The organism is Firmicutes bacterium HGW-Firmicutes-1, assembly GCA_002841625.1.
Taxonomy (GTDB): Bacteria; Bacillota; Clostridia; order Lachnospirales; family Vallitaleaceae; genus HGW-1.
Window position 1 is genome coordinate 126,228 of the sequence record PHAG01000004.1, and the last position, 23,314, is coordinate 149,541.

The 23,314-nt window shown below is 33.4% G+C and carries 21 protein-coding genes; 2 read left to right on the plus strand and 19 right to left on the minus strand.

The features are described 5' to 3' along the window. Positions 1–7: 7 nt before the first annotated feature. Positions 8–1,399: an asparagine--tRNA ligase gene (locus tag CVU84_06330; GenBank protein PKM95292.1), complete on the minus strand. Its 1,392-nt coding sequence runs from the start codon at positions 1,397–1,399 to the stop codon at positions 8–10. Between the two features lie 254 nt (positions 1,400–1,653). Here CVU84_06330 and CVU84_06335 point away from each other — a divergent pair, with 254 nt between their 5' ends. Further along, a complete protein-coding gene (locus CVU84_06335) occupies positions 1,654–2,769 on the plus strand; it encodes an aminopeptidase (protein ID PKM95293.1) in 1,116 nt (371 codons plus the stop codon). Between the two features lie 447 nt (positions 2,770–3,216). Here the strand turns inward: CVU84_06335 and CVU84_06340 are convergent, their stop codons facing one another. Continuing rightward, positions 3,217–5,964, minus strand: coding sequence for a hypothetical protein (locus CVU84_06340; protein ID PKM95294.1), 2,748 nt, complete (start codon positions 5,962–5,964; stop codon positions 3,217–3,219). A 246-nt stretch (positions 5,965–6,210) separates the two neighbouring features. On the opposite strand from CVU84_06340, the gene CVU84_06345 reads away from it, so the two are divergent. Next, the gene (locus CVU84_06345) at positions 6,211–6,798 is read left to right on the plus strand and encodes a flavin reductase family protein (GenBank protein PKM95295.1); all 588 of its coding nucleotides are present in this window, start codon (positions 6,211–6,213) and stop codon (positions 6,796–6,798) included. 82 nt (positions 6,799–6,880) lie between these two features. On the opposite strand, the gene CVU84_06350 is transcribed toward CVU84_06345, so the two are convergent. From CVU84_06350 to CVU84_06430, 17 genes are all read right to left on the minus strand, one after another. Then, complete coding sequence (locus CVU84_06350; GenBank protein ID PKM95296.1) at positions 6,881–7,111, minus strand: DUF3892 domain-containing protein; 231 nt, start codon at positions 7,109–7,111, stop codon at positions 6,881–6,883. Positions 7,112–7,274: 163 nt separating this feature from the next. Further along, on the minus strand, positions 7,275–8,264 hold the full coding sequence (locus tag CVU84_06355; GenBank protein ID PKM95297.1) for a hypothetical protein: 990 nt from the start codon (positions 8,262–8,264) through the stop codon (positions 7,275–7,277). 380 nt (positions 8,265–8,644) lie between these two features. Further along, on the minus strand, positions 8,645–8,890 hold the full coding sequence (locus CVU84_06360) for a hypothetical protein (protein ID PKM95298.1): 246 nt from the start codon (positions 8,888–8,890) through the stop codon (positions 8,645–8,647). Positions 8,891–9,126: 236 nt separating this feature from the next. Continuing rightward, positions 9,127–10,086 carry a hypothetical protein gene (locus CVU84_06365; GenBank protein ID PKM95299.1) on the minus strand — a complete coding sequence of 320 codons (960 nt, stop codon included), beginning with the start codon at positions 10,084–10,086 and terminating at the stop codon, positions 9,127–9,129. Continuing rightward, on the minus strand, positions 10,083–10,610 hold the full coding sequence (locus CVU84_06370) for a hypothetical protein (protein ID PKM95300.1): 528 nt from the start codon (positions 10,608–10,610) through the stop codon (positions 10,083–10,085). The genes CVU84_06365 and CVU84_06370 overlap by 4 nt, the downstream gene beginning before the upstream one ends. 13 nt (positions 10,611–10,623) lie before the next feature. Beyond that, on the minus strand, positions 10,624–10,995 hold the full coding sequence (locus tag CVU84_06375; GenBank protein ID PKM95301.1) for a hypothetical protein: 372 nt from the start codon (positions 10,993–10,995) through the stop codon (positions 10,624–10,626). A 9-nt stretch (positions 10,996–11,004) separates the two neighbouring features. Continuing rightward, positions 11,005–11,469, minus strand: a complete 465-nt coding sequence (locus tag CVU84_06380; GenBank protein PKM95302.1) for a hypothetical protein — start codon at positions 11,467–11,469, stop codon at positions 11,005–11,007. Between the two features lie 21 nt (positions 11,470–11,490). After that, positions 11,491–13,503 (minus strand): hypothetical protein, encoded by a 2,013-nt coding sequence (locus CVU84_06385; protein ID PKM95303.1) that lies wholly within the window; start codon positions 13,501–13,503, stop codon positions 11,491–11,493. 1 nt (position 13,504) lies between these two features. Then, the gene (locus tag CVU84_06390; protein ID PKM95374.1) at positions 13,505–15,361 is read right to left on the minus strand and encodes a pilus assembly protein CpaF; all 1,857 of its coding nucleotides are present in this window, start codon (positions 15,359–15,361) and stop codon (positions 13,505–13,507) included. 7 nt (positions 15,362–15,368) lie between these two features. Then, positions 15,369–16,178 (minus strand): hypothetical protein, encoded by an 810-nt coding sequence (locus CVU84_06395; GenBank protein PKM95304.1) that lies wholly within the window; start codon positions 16,176–16,178, stop codon positions 15,369–15,371. Then, positions 16,169–16,858: a hypothetical protein gene (locus tag CVU84_06400; protein PKM95305.1), complete on the minus strand. Its 690-nt coding sequence runs from the start codon at positions 16,856–16,858 to the stop codon at positions 16,169–16,171. The genes CVU84_06395 and CVU84_06400 overlap by 10 nt, the downstream gene beginning before the upstream one ends. After that, positions 16,842–17,876: a hypothetical protein gene (locus CVU84_06405; protein ID PKM95306.1), complete on the minus strand. Its 1,035-nt coding sequence runs from the start codon at positions 17,874–17,876 to the stop codon at positions 16,842–16,844. The genes CVU84_06400 and CVU84_06405 overlap by 17 nt, the downstream gene beginning before the upstream one ends. Before the next feature lie 28 nt (positions 17,877–17,904). Beyond that, positions 17,905–19,350, minus strand: a complete 1,446-nt coding sequence (locus tag CVU84_06410) for a hypothetical protein (protein PKM95307.1) — start codon at positions 19,348–19,350, stop codon at positions 17,905–17,907. A gap of 285 nt (positions 19,351–19,635) precedes the next feature. After that, positions 19,636–20,652 (minus strand): hypothetical protein, encoded by a 1,017-nt coding sequence (locus CVU84_06415; protein ID PKM95375.1) that lies wholly within the window; start codon positions 20,650–20,652, stop codon positions 19,636–19,638. A gap of 569 nt (positions 20,653–21,221) precedes the next feature. Beyond that, positions 21,222–21,665: a hypothetical protein gene (locus CVU84_06420; GenBank protein ID PKM95308.1), complete on the minus strand. Its 444-nt coding sequence runs from the start codon at positions 21,663–21,665 to the stop codon at positions 21,222–21,224. Between the two features lie 190 nt (positions 21,666–21,855). Continuing rightward, positions 21,856–22,413: a hypothetical protein gene (locus CVU84_06425; GenBank protein PKM95309.1), complete on the minus strand. Its 558-nt coding sequence runs from the start codon at positions 22,411–22,413 to the stop codon at positions 21,856–21,858. Positions 22,414–22,469: 56 nt separating this feature from the next. Next, positions 22,470–23,228, minus strand: a complete 759-nt coding sequence (locus CVU84_06430; GenBank protein ID PKM95310.1) for a hypothetical protein — start codon at positions 23,226–23,228, stop codon at positions 22,470–22,472. Between the last annotated feature and the right edge of the window lie 86 nt (positions 23,229–23,314).

Consider the following 23,314-nt stretch of genomic DNA (forward strand, 5'->3'; position numbering starts at 1 on the left):
TGTAGCTTTATAGTTCACAATTATTAACAGTCCTTGGGAAAGAAATGACATCTCTAATATTACCCATTCCCGTTATATACATAATTGCTCGTTCAAAACCTAACCCAAATCCAGCATGTCTAGTTCCACCATATTTTCTAAGGTCCAAATACCACCAGTAATCTTCTTCATTTAAATTCATTTCCTTCATTCTTTCTACCAATACATCATATCTTTCTTCTCTTTGGCTTCCACCAATAATTTCACCAACACCTGGCACTAATAAGTCCATAGCCGCTACTGTTTTTTTATCATCATTTAGCTTCATATAAAATGCTTTAATATCTTTAGGATAGTTAATGACAAACACTGGTTTTTTATAGACTTGCTCCGTTAAGTATCTTTCATGCTCTGTTTGAAGATCAACTCCCCATGAAACAGGATATTCAAAATTGTCCTTATTCTTTTCCAATATTTCTATTGCCTCTGTATAAGTGATTTTTGCAAAATCGTTATTAACAACATTATCGAGTCTCTCAAGTAAACCTTGATCTATAAATTGATTGAAAAATGCCATTTCTTCTGGTGCATGCTCTCTTACATAGCGAATTATATATTTTAGCATGTCTTCTGCCAATGCCATATCATCCTCAATATCTGCAAAAGCAATTTCTGGCTCAATCATCCAAAATTCTGCTGCATGTCTTGCTGTATTTGAATTCTCTGCCCTAAAGGTTGGTCCAAAGGTATATACATTTCTAAAGGCCATAGCATAGGTTTCAACATTAAGTTGTCCACTTACCGTTAGGCTCGTTTCCTTCCCAAAAAAATCCTGACCATAATCAATTGCACCTTTTTGATCTTTAGGCAATTTTTCATTGTCTAAGGTTGACACCTTAAACATTTCACCTGCACCCTCTGCATCACTTCCAGTAATGATAGGTGTGTTTACATATACAAAACCTCTTTCTTGAAAAAACTTGTGAATAGCAAATGCTGTAATTGATCTTACTCTAAACACAGCAGCAAAAGTATTCGTTCTTGGTCTTAAATGTGCAATGGTTCTAAGATATTCAAAGGAATGCTTCTTTTTTTGTAATGGGTAATCAGGTGTTGATTCCCCTTCAATTTTCACTGCAGTTGCTTGTACTTCAAAAGGCTGTTTGGCTTCTGGCGTTGGTATTAGTTTACCTGTAACAATGATTGCAGACCCTACACTTAGCTTAGCAACATCCTTAAAGTTTTCAAGTTCTCCCTGTACCACTATTTGCAAATTACTAAAGCAAGAACCATCATTTAATACTATAAAAGCAAAGGTTTTAGAATCCCTTACACTTCTAATCCACCCTGAGATTGTGATATTTGTTTCAAAATGCTTACTCGGATTGTTAAATAACTCTTTAATTAATAGGCTTTCCATAAAAAGCCCTCCTTTTTTGTATATTCTATTACACATTATACCACAATAAATAAGTCTTATTTCATTAAATTTCATATTTTCTGTCCGTTTCTAGGCATAATTTTCAAAATATGATATACTATTTACAATAGAACAAAGCGCTTGTCAGCGCGTTACGTAATAATTTATGATATCTAACGCTTTGGTCTATGCTTCGTGGAAAGCAGGACTTTCCTACTGGATTAAAAATGTGATAAAGAAAGGATGTAATAAAAATGGATTCTAGAATTGAATTGCTAGCGAAAAATCTTGTTAATTATTCCTGTAAGGTAAAAGAGGGTGAAAAGGTATTGATTCATTATGTTGGTGACTCAACTCGCGCTCTTGCAAAGGAATTGGTAAATGAAGTATATAGGGCGGGCGGAGTTCCTTTCCTTGACTATACGGATGTGCGTCTTCAAAGAGAGGTACTGTTAAAGACAACTAAAGAACAACAAGAGCTTGAAGCATCTTGGGATACCCTTCGTATGAGTAATATGGATTGTTACATTGGCGTTAGAGGTTCAGATAATGTTTCCGAGTTAAGTGATGTGCCTTCTGATAAGATGACCCTTTACAATAAATATTATGCCACTCCTGTACATCATGAAATTCGTGTGCCAAAGACAAGATGGGTTGTTCTACGTTATCCAAATAATGCTATGGCACAGTTAGCAAATACGAGCTTAGATAACTTTGAAGACTTTTATTTTAATGTATGTAATTTAGATTATTCTAAAATGTCTGTGGCGATGGATGCTCTTGTAACACTTATGGAGAAGACCGACCGCGTCAGGCTTGTGGGTAAAGGTACCGATTTAGCTTTTTCAATTAAAGATATTCCTGCAATTAAATGTGATGGGATCGTAAATATACCAGATGGTGAAGTGTTTACGGCACCAGTTAGGGATTCTATTAATGGTAAAATTTCTTATAATGCTCCTGCCGTTTTTCAAGGTGTTACTTATGAGAATATTTGTTTTGAGTTTAAAGATGGTAAGATAGTGAATGCTACAGCAAATGAAACAAAGCTGATTAATGAGGTGCTTGATACTGATGAAGGGGCAAGATATATTGGGGAATTTGCGATTGGTGTAAATCCATATATTTTGAAACCTATGAAAGATACCTTGTTTGATGAGAAGATTATGGGGAGTATACATTTGACTCCTGGGAATTGTTATCAAGAGGCTTATAATGGTAATAAATCGGATATTCATTGGGATTTAGTTTATATTCAAACACCTGAGTATGGTGGTGGGGAGATTTATTTTGATGATGTGTTGATTAGGAAGGATGGGTTGTTTGTTATTTCGGAGCTTGAAGGGTTGAATCCGGAGAATCTTAAGTAAAATTTCAATCGGTTTATGGTATGTAAGACGGTCAGTATTTTATTGGGGTATTGGCTTTTGCAACTACTATATGGGTTCCATTCTTTCCCTCATTGTGCATCCATGCACAAAATGAGGGTTCGCTTGCTCCTGCACGCTTAGAATTCAACCCATATAGTAGTTGCTTTATTTTTATTCAGTTAATTCCCATAAAATACTTCTGTATCCCAGGTTGTTGGAAATTGAATTAATTATCATTTAACGAAACAGAGATAAAAGCATTTTTTCTTCTAGATAAATACCAAAGGCAGTAAGTGTTCATTTTTCGTTAGACCGGCCGAAGGGTAAGGCCAGAAAAATGAACACTTACTGCCAATAATCAATACACCTATCAGAAAAAATGCTTTTATCGACAACCTGAAACATTGAATTATCTGTTAAAGTTCTATTCGAGCTATAACTTGCTGGTTAGTCAAGAACTACGAGAGCTTGGCTGCCTTGGTTTTCCCAACCTATTTGGAAGGATATTCGGGGTTGTTTGATTACTCTTCCTTGTTGGGGGTCGTTAAGGTATACAAAGGTTTCATCATATCCTGCGATAACTACTGAATGTTCGAGGAAGGATACTTCCATATAGCCTGATGGAGTTAGCCAGTTTTCAAGTAATTTATTGGAAACTTTATTGTAGCTTCCAGGGGTTATTACCCAAACTGGGCGGCCTTCGCCTACAAACATAAGTACTTGGTCGAAGCTGGCGCCTGTTATATTGTAAAGATTATCTGTGTAGGTAGCCGCAAGGTCATAGATTGGTTCTACGTATACACCAAGGCCTGGTTCTGCTCCGTTTGATACACTTCCTACAAAACCTTTGTGCATGTCTCCAAAGTGAATGATTCCGTTTATTATGGTTTTTGGGGTTCCATCTTTTCTAAGCTGTTCTGATAGTGTTATTTTACTAATATTGTCTTGCTTATAATAGGATAAGAACATAGCTAATGCCGTGACCTCGCAGCCTCTTATGAGTTCAGGCTTTTGCGCTAGGATTGGTACATCTATTAAAATACTTGATGGTTGGTCGAAGGCTGAAAACATAGCCTTTCTTTTACCATTTCTATTTTCATATAGGATTGTTAATTCATTTGCACTCGTCATACGGAGCGCAACTTCTAGCTGTTTTGCAACTCCTATTAGCTTATTTCTGTTATAGACTTCGTAAATATAATTTTCGTTTTGTAGGCTTGCATCTAGTAGAACATATTTTTTATGGCTATTTGTTGCAACGGGTACCGTCTCTTCATTTAAAGATATACTTGCCTGATTGATCATAATATGATTCGTTTCATCAATGATTTCATTGCTTGTGATAGTAGACGTCGCATAGTTTTCTTTGGCAAATTGGTAAATCGTTTGATCGTTTGTTTTTTCATAGGTAACGTTGTTTTCACTTGGATTAAAGCCAATGGTCTTGATTAATCTATACGTTGCTGCACTTATTAGACCCTCTTGTTTGTTAATGTTCACATTTTGATAGTAGGTGCCTTGCTCTGGAGTATGCTTATCAATAACATTTCCTGCGAAGTCTACTATATAAATCACATCAAAGGGATAAAAAACCGAACCATCAAGATATTGATAAGTATTTTCAAGGGAATAAGTGCCTATTATAATCCCTTTATCGATTGTGCCGATTACTCTAGTATATTTATTTTCAAACAGAATTGTCTTAATGTTATTGTCAGATACACTTGAGGTTAGATTAATTAATTGAACTCCGATATTTTCTTTCAATTTATTGTCGAAAGAATAGATGATTCCATCCTCTGAGTAAGTTGAATTGCTTGGCAATGACATAATTGGGGCGAATTTACTCTCTCTAAAATCTATGGAATATAATACATCTTTAATCGTAATGTAGAATTCTTCATTTTCCGCGTTGAAATAGGAAGCGTTTTCTATGTAATACTCTAATTCTTGGTAACCAATACCAAGCTTAACAAACAAAGTACTTTCGTTGTCTCGTTTATGATGACTGTATGTATTTTTCAAGATGCCATTATAACCCGCGAAATCACCTGCAGACATATAACCATAGACTAGATACTTAATGTTTCCTTTGTCATCTATGTCTAAAAGCTTCATTCTGTGCTGATCTCCTTCATCCATAACATAATCACTGTCTAAAATATCGAACCCAAAAATCTTGGTTAGCTCGTTGTAGGTTTTATCCAATAACCAAATTTCATTTTTATATACAAAGGCTACGTATTGATTGCTATCTGAGAGGATTGCTTGGGATTCCTTCCTTTCATAGCCTTCATCTAATATCCACTGTAAACGTGTACCGTCAAAGTATGGCTCGTTCTTCTTGTTGCCATAACGTTCATAGTTGTTAATTTTCACCTTTCCATTTGAGGCAGTTGCAGTATATTTTTCTGTAAAATCCCAATATTCAAATTCGTAATCTTTGCGGGTAGCTACGGTAAATCTCATTCTTATTTCATAAATTCCTGTTGATGGATTATAAGAAATAATTTCAGGTATTGGTTCATTCATCTTTACATAATCTTTTATGGTTTCCCACATAAGAACTTTTTCAGATGAATTCTTATTCGCCTCGTAAAACGATCCCCCCTCTTCGCCATCTCCAATATAATCCTTGTAATCTTTATCTCCTTCAAACATTAGGGAATGGGTTTTTCTTATTGTATTTAGCAAATCACTCTGATTGTTATTTCCAATATAAAAGCTTTGGTAATAATAAATATTGTGGCCGCCTTCTTCGGCAACTACCTTGAGTACATATCTTTTTGAGGGCTCTAAATTGGAAAGCTTAATATCTGCTTTTACCCCCTTCTCATTACTCGTTATATTTGAAGGGTCGTCTGTGTACAGGCTCTCTTTCGTTAAGGGATTGATTATTTCGTAAGATAGATTACCTACATCTTTTTTATCCATATACAAGGATATGGTTTCTTCATTACTGAACACCGCAACGGAATCTGTCATAGCAAATTCTTCTACTTCGTTAAAAAAAGGGTATAAAACATTATAAGCCTGACCTTCATCCATTAAATAACCAATTGGATGGTCTTGCATATTTTTTAATACCTCGGGCTTTTCTATGTGTAATTTTTGATTTATTTCACTTGAAAACGCTATTAGAATACCTGATCCAGCAATAATCAAGAAAATGAATGTGAAGAAAAAGCGTTTCATCCTATCGCCTCTTATCTTTGCATAATTACCTTCAACTTAGCAAAAAAACAATTGAAAGTCAACCTTTATGTCTATATCGACATAAATCCTCCTTTTTCTAACCCATAGTTTAAGAAAGATAATGGTAATCATCAGTGTTATGCAATCGCTTTTCTGTAAATCCTAATAGAATAGAATTCTTCTTTGCATTGTTTGAATATATGGTTTATAATGAATCCTATCATTTATTGAAGGGAGCGGATGTCTTTGTCAAAAATACAATGGAAACCGGGTAATATGCTATATCCACTGCCAGCCGTATTGATTTCCTGTGGAGATAACGAAGAAAGCTATAATATGATAACCATTTCATGGGCTGGAACCATTTGTACAAACCCTCCCATGGTTTCAATTTCAATTAAGCCTAGCAGACATTCTTATGAAACAATTATGAGAACAAAAGAGTTTGTTATTAACCTTACTACTGAGAGTATGGTTTGGGCAGTGGATTATTGTGGCGTAAAGTCTGGGCGGGATGTAAATAAGTTTGCAGAAACCAAATTAAATACATGTAAGGGTTCAGTCGTTAGTGCTCCGCTTATATTAGAAAGCCCCGTAAACATTGAGTGTAGGGTGGTTGAAATCAAATCGTTAGGTTCTCATGACTTGTTTATTGCTGAGGTTGTGGCTGTACATGTTGACGATGCATATATGGATCAGAATGAAAAATTTCATTTAAATCAATCTAATCCACTTTGCTATTCTCATGGTCATTATTTTGGTCTTGGCAAGTCATTGGGTAGCTTTGGATACTCCGTGAAAAAGAAGGGTAGTAAGAAAAAGGGTAAAAATTAAAAAGTAATTACGTAGGCATACATTTTTAACTTCTTATTCCATTGAAAGAGGACGCAACAGAAATTTCTGTTGCGTCCTCTTTTTAAAAGGTTGGAAGGTTGTCTAAATTGTTGCTTTTGTCACCATCTGGATCAGCCCTTAAAAATTCTATTCCATTTTTTGATTTTCCAACATTGACACCATGAATTTTTTCATCCTTGGTCATCCGAATGGCCTCATCAAGTGGGAAAACCGTCCCATCTTGCAACATCACATTTGTAATATCTCCATCGTCATTTTTTCTAATCTTAACAATTGTACTTGCATCATTCATATTGCTACACCTCATTTGTTATAATGTTTTAGGATTAGTATTGCTCATGAGGAGGTAAAATATTCGGATTTTCTCTATATTTTTATCTGAACTATATCATACTCTCTGACTTAAATTCAGCTCAAGAAAGTCAGCAACTACACTTATCAACTAACTCTAATTTTTATATCCTGGCTTTTTTCCCAAGAGTTTCTACAAATCTAATTTTAATTAAAACAAATTCCTCTAAGTCATTTAAATATTGATATAAAGACGCTCTGTTCTCAAATTCCTCTCGTGTTTTAGGCAAATCAGAGCCTTTAAAATATGTTCTTAACTCTCCTAAAATATGAAGCGTAGCCTCTCCAGTGTTAAATTCACTAATCTCTGTTGCAAGTTGAAAAGTACAATCGCTTAAAATACCTGCTTCATGCTCTGTGACAAAAATAGCATTGCAATGTTCTTGCATATACCTTAACCTACCATACTGATGTTTTCGCATTTCAAAATATAACAAATAATAACTGTTTTCTTTAAAATAAAAACTATTGATAAATATAATGGCTTTATTTATACCTTCATCAATAGTTTGTTTTAAATCCATTAGTGTAGCATACGGCCCATTTATTTCGCAATTATTTTTCAAGTTAAACGATAATGCCCTTAAAAAGGAGCGTAATTGCTCTTCTAAAGTTCTTTGCAACTCAATAATTTCTTCCTCTTTATTTGGCATATGCAAATTAAAAAGAAGTGCAATTGAAATACCAATCATCATTAAAAATACTTCATTTAATATACCACTAACTGTAATTTCAGATAAGGAATATATATGACTTATTAGAACCGTGTTAACGACTAGTCCAACACTTGCGTTCAACTTTAATAAAATAGGAATATAAATTAATAAAAATAATCCAAGACTCCATAAAGAGAAATGAAATAGCGCAAATAATACAGAAGCAATAAATAGCGCTAAAAGAGCCGAATATATTCTCTTGAATGCAATTCCCAAAGATTGTTTTTTCATATCCATCATGCTCAATAAGGTAATGACGCCTGCTGATAACGCAAACTCTAATTGAAACCATTCAGATAGAAAAATTGCAAGAATGACGCCGATAGTAATTTTTATCGTCCGGTATAAAATGGATGGCATACGGTTTCTCCTGTTCATACATGATATATAAATATTGGGATAAGTAGAATTCGTTTTATTATATCATATTGGGGCTATTTCTTAACTTTTATTTTATCAGAAACAACTTGCAAAAAGCCAAAAATACCTTTATATTTTATTAAATATAAAGGTATTTTTAATAATAAATTAAAAAGTCACTTTGTCTTTTTTTCAATATTCTTATATCTTTTTTCAGGCTTGAACCATTCTTGTAGTTTAATAATTATTACAATAAGGGACATTATTAAACTATTTGCAATAACATAAAAATGCAACAAAAAAGAACCTACCAACAGATATGCTCCAATGTCGGAAGGCTCTAAAACCTATTGCAATAACTCTAACCAATAGACAATTAGGCATTTTAAATACTACTACTATTTATTCACTACTTGATCTATTGTATCCAACTCACGGCTTGCAATTACTTGCTCAAATACCTTTGTAAGCTCTTCGAACTCTTGAATACTATATCTTCTCATTGAATCACTTTCATGACCTACACCCTTATGTACTACGATTACTTCTTTATAACCTCTCCATATCTCTGTCTCTCTTCCAAATTGATCACTAAAGGAAGTAATAGATAATCCAGTAATAAACTGGTTTCTTTCAACATCCATTCTACACCTCTTTCATCACCATATACAGAATGATTTAATTCTATATTTTATGATTACGTTCAAGTTTTTTATATTTATAGTATTAGTATAGATATCAAGTTAACTTAAGTCAATAATAATAGGAATATTTTACCAGTATAAAATCCTGAAATCCACTTACAACATATTACTTACATAAACAAAGGTGCATTTTAAGCTTTTACTAGCTATAGCTACCTCCCATCAATTTCATTACTTTATGGTTTACACTCATCACAAGGAAATGCACCTTCAAGCGCACATCCTCTTGGACTGTTAAACCTTAAATTTTTAATCGTCAAAAGCTTGCACTCTTCTCTATGATAGTAATTTATTGTACTCCCTGGATCTGCTTGAATGTAATAACTATCTCCTTTGATGACCTGCGCGCCTCCAAAAGCATAGTTATTATAATACTCCGCTTCAAATCCCATAGGCATGCCTTGAAAAAAAGCAAGCATACCGATATCATCTAAAGTACGATACCAGTCTTCATCTTCGATAACCGGAAGCGAAAATTGGTAACTAATACCATACTGCTTTGCAACTTCATTGTGTCGATTAATATAATAACCAATCTCTTTTTGTAGCGTTTCAACAATTGTTCTTCGTCTAACCTCGTCAAATAAAGTTTCATCCTGAAGAAGACTATCCGCTATCTGCCCTTTTAAGTCCTTCTGCTTACCTTCCATAAATAATCCTGTGTCTGTATTATATACTGTCACATAATCTTCAATTGTAAACCCATAAACGAAATTATCCCTCGTATAGGAAAAAGCTTTCTTAGGCTGCCAGACTGGTTTGATTCGTGTTAATCCATCCTTTCCTAAAAAGGTCTCACTTGCTAGTGTATTAAACCCATCATAATCTATTATTACAATCACCGGAATATAACCTTTTATCTTTTCCTTTGCATATTCATCCCCAACGATACCAAAATTAACATATAAGGTATTATAAAATGATTCCAAACATCTATCTTTATTTAAGCTTATCTTTTTACCGTCACCCGCTCCAACCAACAAAGTAACTCCATCTTCAACTGCGGTATCAAGCACATGATTCATTTCAACTTTCTTATTCACGATCTGTTCCATATTTCTAGCATGAATCTGTAGCATAAGTCCAAATGGCAGCGTGATTATTACAAAAACAATGATCAAATCTGTCAGCTTCATTTAATCATGCCTCCATATTGTACGAAAATGGTTTCTGTAGGCAATTCACTCCCATAAAGCAACTGTCCAACCCTTGTAGCAAGTGTCTTGTTTTTGTTCACTACTCTTATTAGAAAATAATCTCCCCTAGAAAATTCATACTTATTCTGTAGTCTTCCATCTACTGGAAAAAGTATATCTAAAATATCATTTGTATAAAATGCACTATAATTAACGCCAAAATCCTCCTTGAAGGTGCTCAAATCAAGTGGGTCCTCGTAAACAGGATCATATTTTCTATGTTGATGTTCTAAGCTTATATTATAATAATTATTTGTTGCTGCAAGCTTAGAAGTATATTCTTCATACATTTGTGGAGTCAGATTGCCTATATTTCTCACTGCATCTACTAATTTTGTTGTTTCAATGTAAACGAAGTTTCTTGTAGTGCTCTCTTGCTGCTGAAACATTTGAATGAGGGGATAAATGAATAACAGTAAGACAGCAAGAAACACTGTAAATATTTTGCCAATTGAATTTCCCATGTTTTCCCCTCCTTTAATGAAAGATTACCCGAATTATTTCACCTGAATCGTTCATTCTATTTGTTATTTGATATTGTCGCAAAGGCTCTATCGTTGAAAAATCAAAGGTATGTACATCAGTACTTTTCAATATCTCTATACCTCCAATTTCAATGTCACTCTCTAAACCGTTGTATATTTTATAAATGATATCGGAGCCTGCCATAGTAACCTCATGAATCTCATTACTACTTTCATAAACAGTTTTATCTATTTTATTTGCCTCATTAAATGCATCTTTCATATTAATCGAGGTCATGTTAATAAATAAAACGAGTGTTACCGCTAAAATAAACAAACCAATTATTGTCGCATTATAGATTAGATCCTGTATATTCTCATTCATGATTGCTACCTACTTTTGAACAAAAACCATGGCAACCGCTGCACCATTTGCATCTCTATGTACCTTCCCCATAAAGCGTCCATTTGGATTAACATATTGATTACTCGTCTCATCAATTGCACTCGTTATTAGCGTTGATGACGTAGAACCTATGGTTGCAATACCAGAAGATATCGAAGCACTATAACCATACCATGTTCCTCCTGAATTTTTACCTGTTTGCACTTGAATTGCTAGATAGCTCTTTTCGAACTTTCTAATAACATTAATCACCTCTGATCCTGAGATCTCCTGATTATCATATATGGTTACATCACTTTCAGCTATTTGCGCATTCATTGCACCAATTTTATTTACACCTTCCATCGTTCCATCCTTTGCCATATTAAATACTACAAAAGCAATACTTATAATTGCTAGGGTAATGACAATTCCTGCTGCCCATTTGATAAAACCTAATACATTTTCATTCATATTGTTCTTGTCCTCCTTGGTTTACAAAAAAACCTTAATTTGATTGGAATAGTTGATAAACTGAGTGATACTTAAATGAATAAATGGTGTAATGAGATATAATATTAAAGTTCCCGTTAAGGGAATAAATGCAATAATTTTACCCCAGGTACCTTTCTTGCTTACAATCATTTCATGATCCTGCTTTCGCTTTTCTTGATAATAGCCTCTTTCTATTTTAAGCTCATCAAAGGCCTCTGATATGGATATTTTATCTGTTGCTGCTTGGAGATTCTCGACAATTCTAACAAATGGCATAAAGGGTTCATCTGTTTTAAGCTGTTCCAGTGACCTCATATCACCATTCTCATAATTATTAAGGCACTTCTGTATTGATTCCTTGAAAATAAATGCAAACACTCCTATCCACTGCAATAAATCCTCTACAGAAATTCTTTCAATATTCATAAGCATCAATATAATCGTATGGAATTGCATCACTTCATCCTCCATATTCATATACATCACGCTTCTTCTAAATAATAGCATCCAGTAGGGTATGTAATAGAAGATTCCACCGATACAAATACAAATAATCAACTGCCACCATTTAAAATATTGATTTTCATAGCGCTCTAGCTTATCTAATATTCTAATTGCCATACTTGGTATCATTCTTTTATGAACAACCTTGTTGTCCATCATTAACACTTGTTCCATATCTGCGTAGGACAAGCCCTTTCTGTAATACTTTAAAATGTAAGCCCTGTCAAATGCAACTATATCCGTTTCTACCTCTTGATTAATGACTTCCTCTTGTACCAGCAAAGGCTGTGAAGAATATAAAATATTGTATTTAACGATATGCTGAACATTAATGAAAACGATTACACTAAGTAGAAATCCAATACTTGCATAAATAAGTCTTTTCATGTAAAAGCCTTCGACCGTCATCTTAGTACCAGTAATCTTCAGCATGTCTTCATATTTCATTGCTTTACTAAAATGATTTAGTGTAATTCCATGTAACGTTTTATATAGTCTCTTATTTTTAAATACTATTTCTTGAAAGCTGTAATTTGTGACTTGAACCTCTTGATTACTTTGCATTTTATTGATTAATTCAAAAGATAAAATTACAATGATAAATAAAACGATTTGAACTACAAAGCCATAAGCTCCTTCATAATAAACTCTAAGCTCAGGCAGGTTTCCTTTTGCCCAGTTTTCTATCGCTGATAAGAAGAATATTGGCAGTATGGCGATAACCGCAAGGCTCTTAAACAAATAATTAAGCTTCCTTCTTCTTAAGGTTTCAAGGTTAATTTCTTGCTTCAAATAGTTTAAATTTGTTAAAAACATAGACTTTCCATCAATGATCTTATCTCCGAATTTCAGAACAGTATAACAAAGGGCTAAGAAGGTCTTAAAGTATTTATTAGGTACTAAATCATTGTACTCTGCTTGTTTTTCCTCTGCATCTTCTGATGTTAGGACCTCATAAATTTTTTCTGCGTGATGAGAAACCTCATAATCGCTTTCTTCTATAGAATCATATATTGCTTCGTCAATCATTCCATGCTCATGGTAGTGGTGTCTAATGTCTCCTAAAAATCTTTCAAATTGATACAGCAGCTTATCGTCGAGCTTCTCAACAAGCAGTTTAATGATTTGATTGTGTATAATATAAATAGTAAGTAGCCCAATAATTGTATAATATAGCCGCTGTTGCATGAGTAATACAACGCCAAATAAAACAATTGATAAACCAAGAGATACATAAATAAACTGCATTGTTTTCTTGTTAATTGTCCAATTATCCGATAAATCTAACATTTCAATTCGACCTCTAATTTTTAGTAAATATCTTTTTAACAGCTTAAACTTACTAAAGAAATGATAGGACTTAATGAAAAAATTGCTTTTTACTCTTTTGTTAACCTTATCGTTTAATGAATTGTGTTTTTTTGAGGAAAACATCATTGCGGCAATAAGTATCAATAACATAAATAAAACGATACCTATTAGCAAGCCTAATAAATCTCGATCACCCAAATTAATTCTCCTCCCAATTACGATTCATAAAGGCTTCAAACTCTACCTTCTCTTGATCAGTTAAATGTTTATTAATATCTTCTTGGCATTTTGTTGTTATCCTCTGTAGTGCAACATATTCGCCATTTTCGTATTTTAAAATATCTCTAGTCTCAAAGGTTTTTCTATCTGTCATTCTTATGAAAAATTCATGCATCGTGTCCATAAAGGCTTCTGTTTTTTCTTCGTATGTTCTACCTGCTTTATAATGTCTTGGATAATCGCTATAACACATTAGTGGTACAATTTCTGTAATTCTTTCAATATATCTATGCCCTGTCACAGACTTATTTAAATGAATATCAAAGTTAATAACGTCAACAACTTGCTGTTCAGCCACTTTTTCATTATTGAAAACTCCTGTTTGAAGAAGATTGTTTCTTATGGAGAATATTAGACTTTCAGAGGATTTTGCGTGGTGAGTAAATAAAGTAAAAAGTGACGCCACTTGGGCCATTTGAATCATCCAGGAACTCACTCCTGCTTCAGCAACTTCACCGAGAATATTTACTGTACCATCTGTCTTTTTTTGCAAATTCAGCCCTTCTTGCCCTGAAATCGTTGGTGTCTCTCGAAATGTAACTATATTTCTATTAGGATATATTTTTCTAAGTTGAAGTTCGAAAGACATCTCTTGAATACGAAGTGCAAAGGTAGGATTAATGTATTTAACAATTGACATTAATAGGGTTGTCTTGCCTGTTCCCTGACTCCCCGTGATCGCCGTGACTCGACAGCCCTTGATCAACCATTCCATAAACTGAATGGGCAATTGATTGTTTTTATCTACAATAAGATCCTCCGTATGTGCCTTTGTGATGCTGTCAAATTTCCTTACGAAGAATACCCAACTTTCAGAAAAAGGTGGCCTTGCAACTACAACTCTTGAACCATCTTTCATTTCATTTACTTTGTACCCGTTACTTTCTGATAACTGCCCTGGATTATTGAATCTATAAATATTCTTGCACACTCTTACCAGCTCGTTTTCACTTTTAAAGGATAAAAAAGACAAGTGGATTGTTTTTCCTCTTAAAAAAATCCAAACGGAGTCATAGCTAAAGGGTAACGCTTTGACACTATTTATACCGCTCCCCAAATCCGCTTCTTCATGAAAGGTAGCGGGAATTCCCGATACACCCCCGGATACACCATCAATTTTCATGTCTCGAATTTCATCTATAACACCATATCCTTTATATGCTTGATATATCCTTTGAACTATAATTGCTATTTTGTCTTCAAAAGAAGTAAGCTTTTTTACTTCTTGGGCATAGATTATCTCAATGTCTTCAGTGCATATAAAATAGGTTGCTAGGTCTTCAATTTGTCTTTGTTGATCTAATCCATTGTCTACAATAAGCCGCTCAAGTGCATTATAGTAGTATTTCTTTTTATATATGGATAGCAAGATTTCAAATTTATCTTGTACTGTAAGAGCCCTAGAATTATCAAAATCAATAATTTTTCCAATGTTCTCTTCGTTAATGCCATAAAGATTAACCAAAATATCTCTTATGAAGCTTTTAATGTAGTTTTTCGAATTAATATCACCATAGCTGCAAGTTTTTAGGGCTTTTCTAAGTTGGGCTCTATTTTTCATTCTTTTCTCAAAATCATCCCTTGATAAATTCATTTCATATAAATTGGTTTTTAAAATATCATTGAATTTATTTTTAACAAAGTCAATGAGTTGGTCAATATTATATTTATCTTCATCCACCTCATATTCAGGAGATCCCTTTGAGTTACCTTTTATTATTATAAGAATAAGCAAGCATGTCCCTACAAGAATGATTCCAATCATTATGCTATTCATTAACATCTTAATCTCCTCTTTTTAGGTCTATATCAAGTTGATCAAATATACACATTACACTTTTTCTAACTTCATTGATAAACATATAGTAGCTGTCATCCTTGCTAGCCTTCCTGTTTTTAATAAAGAAATCTATTGCTTTTCCTTCATTGCAAGCATCTGCATAGGTTCTACAGTAAGGAATACAGGCTATATTATCTTTAAGCTTATACTTCCTTTGGAGATTCTTTAGCCCAAACCTTGAGCTTTCGTCATACATTGATATTAAAAACACGCATTTTTGTTGAAATAGTTGGTATTCATTATTAAAAAAATCTTCCAATACATTTGTATTTTGATTTAGATTAAATACGATTAAATCAGAATTAAATAATATTTTATGACTAATACAGCTATTACCTGCTGGTACATCGACAATGATCAAATCATAATAACTCTTTACTGAGTTCAAAATAATTTCAATCATACTATTAAAATCGCTCAAATAAAGCTCTTTATTGGTGTTCTTGGTCCCTATAAGAAGATCCAACCTTCCTTTAACCAACGTATTTGTGTAGCTTAATACGCTCTCCTGATCCAAAGAACTAAATCTTATAAATCTACTAAGTGCATCAATTCCAGTATCCTTTAGCTGAGTCATCTCTGTATTTAGGTATATCTTATCTAACAAAGCTGCTTCCAATGTAGATTTTTCAAAATGACTGTGTGTAATTAATGTTTTCATTCTATAATCAAGAGCTATGGCACAAGCGATAGCAACAGCATTCGAAGTTGTTGTAGTCTGTCCGTGCACAGTACTCCAAAAGGCTATTTGCATGCTTTTGCCCCCTCTACTGACTTGATGATCTTCATTACTTCTCCAAATTTAATGCCATAAAGCTCTTCAATAATGTCTGCAAACATTTCTTTATATTTCTTTGAAAGCTTTTTAAACGAAAACACATCATCATATTGACACAACAGTTTACACTTATAATCATCCTCTGTAAATTCAAACTCATACTCCGCTATCACCTTCGCATACTCTTCAATATCTAAAATTTGATTAATATAGTCTTTATCAATCTTAGTGTTGATAACATCTCGATAAATTTTAACCACATTCATTTTTTTATTTAAGAAGTTATTAAGGATCTGCTTTAAAGACAGAATATGATGTCGTTCATAATCCGACACAATAAATACTATAGAGTAATCCATATTGAGCAGTTCAAGTTCTCCGTTGAGCCCATGGTCTACAAGAGCGATGTCGTAATCTTTAAGGTTAATTGCTTTGTTTAGTTCCGTTAACCTATCTGCATGGGAACAACAATCCACACCTAAATATGTATATACATCACCCCCAGTCATGGTGGGGAGGGTTGCTTTTAATGCTTGATCTTTGCTTGCATCAATAATCAATACCTGTTTGTTCAATGCCCTTAAAATCCTAGATAAGTAGTGAAGCATATCAACCTTGTATGAACCAACAAATCCTAATTTAATAAAAGGATCCATTTACATCCTCCTCCTTTTTTTCAGTTTGTTTTTCAGAACTATCATTTTCTTGTGTTGGCTTTTGTGTTGGCTTTTGTGTTGGTTTTTGTGTTGATTCTTGATTTTGTTCTGTTGTTGGCTCTATTGTTGGATCTACAGAAATGCCTGTCTCTTGCTTTAATGCTTCTTGTTCCTTTGTAATTTTATTTTCTCTATTCGTTGCTTCTTGCTTTACACCACTTTCTACACTATAAGTTGCTTCATCACTGATTTTACTTAATCGTTCATCTAACTGTCTTCTGGCATCCTCTGTTAAACTTTTTTTAGCTTCCTCGATAATATTAGGATTGCTTTTTATGACTTTTAGAACATCTAGGTTTACCGGATAATTATATATCGCCTTATCTTGAATAGATGGAGCAACATATGTAACCGTGTATAATTTTGAACCTTTCTGTAAGTATGCATCAACGATTGCACTGCTTAAAGTCAAAATTTCTTTTTCCTCCACCCACAACCAAAGTGTATTTGTTGCTAATTGTATATTTCTAACTTTTTTCTTGCTTAAAACAATATAATCTTCTCCATTAGGAAACCCTATCCTAACATCTATATAACGACTTTTTTCTAAATTGCTAGGCAATAGCAGCATATTGAGTTCTTCTTCCCTCAGATCATTAGAAATAATTTCCTCATGTATCATAGCCTTCATTAAAGGAATTCCTTGTTCCACGTCAACTAACAGCACTTTTCCATACTCTACACTTGTTACAAACTGATCTTGAGAAGTGCTGGAGCTTATTTCTCCCTCATAAAAATGCTCTGGTTTTAAAACTGTTCCCGCCGCAAGCTTTTCATTACTTACAAGTGCAATCCTTTTTAAGTTACTCTTCAAAGCATAAATCTCGTTCACATATCCTGACACTTGCATTTTATAGCCTATGTATCCTAGTGCTCCTATACCTCCAATTAATATCACTGCGATTAAAGTATTCCTTACAACCTTTGATAGCTTTAACCTTTTCTTTCCAAAAGCCATAATGCTCCCCCTGCTTAAGAATTCATCTTTAAGTTTTTAATACTTGTTCAAATGCTTTTTTTATTTCTTGACCAGGAATGAATGGATTCATGTTATAGGGCAAGTGAAATGTCTTACTTTTCGTCCATCCTTTTATCTCCTTAATTGACTTCTGATCCATAAAAGGTAATAAATAATACCAATTGTTGTTTGGATCATATGTTCGGGTTAAGGTATAAAAGCTCTTTATTTCTTTAACCTTCCAATCCATTCCTTGACCAACGACAATCCTAATATCAGCTCTAATAAATTCATCTATATTTCCTAGTACTTGATAAGAACCTAAATCTAAAAGAATAAAATCATACTTATCCCTATATAAAGTAAGAAATTGCCAGTAGTCTATATCCCAGAAATAGTGAACTCTATTATAAATGAAATTCTTTTTTTCTACCGCCTTTTCATCCACGGTAACAAATCCAATCTCTTTAAAATGCTTTGAATCATTCAATTCGATTAAAGCTACTTTACCTTTTTTAGACAAGATCTGCGCAAACATAATACTTGAATGTGTGACACCAACTCCTTTGGATACACCCAAAAAACCAATAGTTACTGTCCTTTTTACAGTTATCTCATTAGTGCTTTTTTCACCTCCAGAATCCATCTTATTGGAGTAATTTATATACTCATATTTTTCCAAGGTATTTTCTATTTTGTTATTATCTAGTCCTAACAATGCTTTTTCTAACTCTTCTATGTTTTGAAATCTTAGATTCGGTAAAATTTCGCAACACTTTAAAACTATCTCAAATAGTTCATTCGCCAATTCTGTATTAAGCTGTTCAGTCCATTGAATTTTATAAGGTGGGAGAGATAGGTTTTTACTGGTTAACAAATAATATATTGTAATACCTAGAGAATAAATATCAGTCCGTTCATCGCTCTGTCCAATACCATATTGTTCAGGCGCTGCGTAACCCTTGGTGCCAATTGGCATAGTATCGTTTTGGCTTTCTTCTTTATACTCCCTTGCTATTCCAAAGTCTATAAGCTTAATGTTACCATCATCCATTAACATAATATTATCTGGTTTAACATCCCTATATATAATTGGATGTGGTTTACGCTGATGTAGGTATTTAAGTACGTCACACAATTGAAATGCCCAATGAATGACCTGACTAGTCTCGATTTCTGAGCACTGTTTTTTATAATCTTTAAGATTCGTTCCTTCTACATATTCCTCAATAATATAAATAGCTTCTTCATCTTCTTCAATATCAATTATTTTAGGTATGGCTCGATGATTTAAATGCTTCAATATATTAGGCTCTGCAAGTAAGTTAATATTATGATTATCTTTTCTTGCCCTTTTTATTGCCCACTTGTTTCCAACTTTAATATTTTCTGCAAGATAGACTTCACTTGTACCTCCTTGTCCAAGTGCATCGATTACTCGAAATTTGTCAAAGTACACCTTCCCGATCTCCATTTTACCTCCCCATTTCGATAATAGTAATTATGTACCACAGGTGTTGTAATAAACCAATTATATACATTTATTTTACTATTTACAAGGGTTTTTTATGTTATATTTTGTTATGTTTTGCGATATTTGTCGTATTTCAGTTTTATTTCTAACATTATTTTACAAATATGTATAATGTATCTATTACAGTATTGATCCCCCTGTCAATTTATGTACCTTATACTGGTTAAAATTTCGCAATAAAAAAAGCCATGGGCAATCGCTCATGGCTCAATGTAAGTCTAAAAATTATTCGGTAGTTTCTGGTGTTTCTTCAGGAGTTTCAGGTGCTGCATCTGGTGTTACTACCGGAGTTTCTTCTGGCGTTGTTTCCTTTGCTTTATCCTCTGGCTTTGTTTCGCCAGTCACTATAAACGCTGCCCAATTCTTTTCATTTACTACAACATTGTACTCTGTTTTCCAAAGTTCAATCTTCTCTTCAAAAGCAGCTTCCTTTTGACTTCTGTTTGCATTTTTAATTGCAGCGTCTTCTTTATCTTTTCTTTCTTGAATTTGTTCTGCCGTTGGAGCTGTAGCAGCTTTTTCAACCTTAATAATATGATATCCATAAGTAGTTTCAACAAGCCCGCTTATTTCCCCAGTTTTCATGGAGAATGCTGCTTCTTCGAATTCAGGAGCCATTAAACCTTTTGTAAAAGTATATTCACCCTTATCAGGTATTGAGGCTTCATCTTGTGAATATTCTACTACTAAGTTACCAAAATCCTCATTCGCTTTTGCTTTTGCAAGTACTTCTTCTGCCTTTGCTTTTGCTGCTGCCAGACCTGCTTCATCTAATGGAGCACCCGTTGCGTCATCAATTGTTTTAATCAATATATGTTTTACTACGACAACATCTGCATCAATTCCATATTTAACAATGGAACCATAAATAGGATCTTGCATTGCTGCGATAGCCAAATCATTCTTAACTAGTTCTTGATCTAATTCTTCATCTGGTGTTGCTACATCAATTAGTTTATCTAGGTATAGATAGTTAACCGCAATTTTCTCTAAAGTTGCTAGTGTAAATCCGCTTGTTTTTACAACCTCTGGATCTAATTGTTCAAAATATGTTTTAACATCCGTTTTAGCTTTTGTAATTTCTTCTTCTGTTAAAGTAATACCTTTGTCCTTAGCAACTTGTGCTGCTAAATTAATCGTAATAACTGTTTGTAATACTTGTTCTTTTACATAATCCCCAACAGTTCCTACGCCGTCTGGACTTGGTTGGCTCATACCTTCGGCTCCAACTTGTGATTCCATGCTGAATACGAAAAACTTTGCTTCGTCTATCGTCGCCTTTTCACCTTTAATCTCGACAATCGTTGTATTGGTTGTATCTGAACAACCTACAAACATTGTCGCCATTAGTGTTACTATCATGATTAATATAACTATTTTTTTCATTTCTTTTAGCTCCCTTTTTACTATATTACCCGTATATTTTATATGGATTACACCATTTTAAGCTTATATTATGTGTCAATTATTTAACTAAGCTTAACTATTATAGTTTAATGTATTTGAACTATAAAATCAACAAAAAATATATATTTATTTGTGAGGTTTCTGTGTCAGGAAAATCGGCTCCTAATAATCATCCCCTTATTTACACATCCGCCGCTTTTCCAACCCTCTTTCTTTTATCAATAGCCAAAAGGAAAATCGGCTAGCACCTTCAATATCTTGAAACCCACCCCACCGCTTTTCCAAACTCTATCTATATCCCTTTTACTACCAAAAACAAAACGCTCTTAAAATATTTAATACCATCACTACACAAAAAAAGACACAAGCTTTTCACACTTGTGCCTTCCCAATTAACGATTCTTCTATGTAACTATCTCATTACTCTTTAGGTTAGGTAACTCCTTCGGCTTTGGCCTTCGTTCAAGTACAAGAACCTCTAGATCTTTAGCTTCTGATGAAATATGACTTGAGATATCCCTCTTTAAGAGTTTGAATAACTTACCTCTCATGGTTTCTCCTAAAACAACTTGTGCTACATCCATGTCTCTAATAAAAGCTATAATACGTGAAGAAACATTTTGATCACTTACAAAATGAACCTCACCACCTAATTCTTTGCCATATTTGAATAAGTCCTCAAGTAAAGTTGCTGATTCAGGTTTTTGAAATATACTCATACCCTTTTCTACATGTAAAATATGCAGCTGTGCAGCGTTTTCTCGAGCTATCTTTGCACCCTTTTCTATTAATCTTTTAGAATTACCTTGTATTGTAATACATACTAAAACTTTTGGTTGATTTTCCAATGCTAACACCCCTTTACAAATGAATCTGACTACTATCCCTATCAACCCTTTTATTTATATAACTTTATTATAGCACTATTATTTGGTATATTCTACATGCATTCACATTGTTCACAAATTATTCATAGCTAATTATTAACATACCTTAAGTGAATCAAGCAATATTGTTTGCTTGATCCACTGGCTCTCTTTAGTAAAAGTATTGTCTGTAATTATAATAATAAGGAGAATAATAATTGCGATTTTTTCTATATCTTCCACCATAAAATCCGTGCCTTCTTCTACTAAATAACTCGTTTAATAATAAAATTTCAACCAAATCTCTTTGAAAGTCATAGCCTCCTCTAAGCTGCATTCCCGTAACGTCAGCCTCAACTTCTTCCTTAGCTTTCAAGCTTTCATCTTTGCTAAAAGTGTCATTAATTTTATCTGTTATTTGTTCAATTGTTTCACGATCAGGATATTCATCATACATATAACTACCATCATATTCCAGTTTATCACATTCTTCCTCGATATATGCCTGAATTTTTTTGCAGAAGTCTGGATACATGCTTTTCATATATTGAATATCCGAATCATTATTCTCCTCTTGATCATATTGATTCGGCAGTTGAATTCCCGAGGACAAATACATTGATGCTTGATTTGTATTGCTTATATTGTTGTATTGATAATAATCATTTCTATTATGATTAACCGCATTTATGTCAGAATACATTGAATACTTTCCGGGATATTTTATCATAATTGCTCCAACTCTTATTTCAATACTAATATATGAATGACTTACTTACTGTGTGATTAATATTCAAAAGTAATGACCGGAGTTGCGACATAAAAGATTGTTTTATTCTCTATCTCATTATATGTCATTGCAAGATCCATATTGATTTTCTCTCCATTCGAAACAACATAATCATCCATATACTTAGAATACCCATAGGCACTCTTTAATTCCTGTATAGATACCATAGATTTCACTTCTCCTTTTAATGCTTCAACAATATCTTCCATAACCATTTTCGCATTTTCATCAGAGATTTCCCCGAGTTGACTTGCTGTGATAATCAAACCTTTTGTTGCAATCATTTCCATATCACTATATATCTTATTTATTTCATCCTCAAAATATCCAATGCTCTTACACTTATTGTAAAGCTTAATATTTACTGTCAAGTAATTCCTTGCCTTAAATGTACCATTATCTATATTCTCTACAATCTCTACTAATTCAATTTTAGTGTGTGCATCGTTAGAACTTTTTTCAATCGTATAAACTTTTTTATCCTTTACATCCACAAAATCCGCATGATAATTTTCAATACCAAGTTTAAATGCAACTCCCTCAACAACCATACTCATTTCTTCCTTTGTCATATATTGAGGAATATATTCCCCCCATACATTCAACTCAGTATCTTCAATTCTAAATTCAGTATTCCCAAAGGCCTCAACGAGTTCCTCTCCACCATAAACCAAGTCTTCATCTATAACATTGTCAATTAAAATTAAGCTTATCACTAAGATAGTAGCAAAAAGAAGTTTTCTATAGATTTTCATGTCTTACCCCTCCAAAATATTTCCACACATTATTATCTTTCCTAGAGTATAGACACATAAGTAACTAGTTATTCAAGAAAAACGGC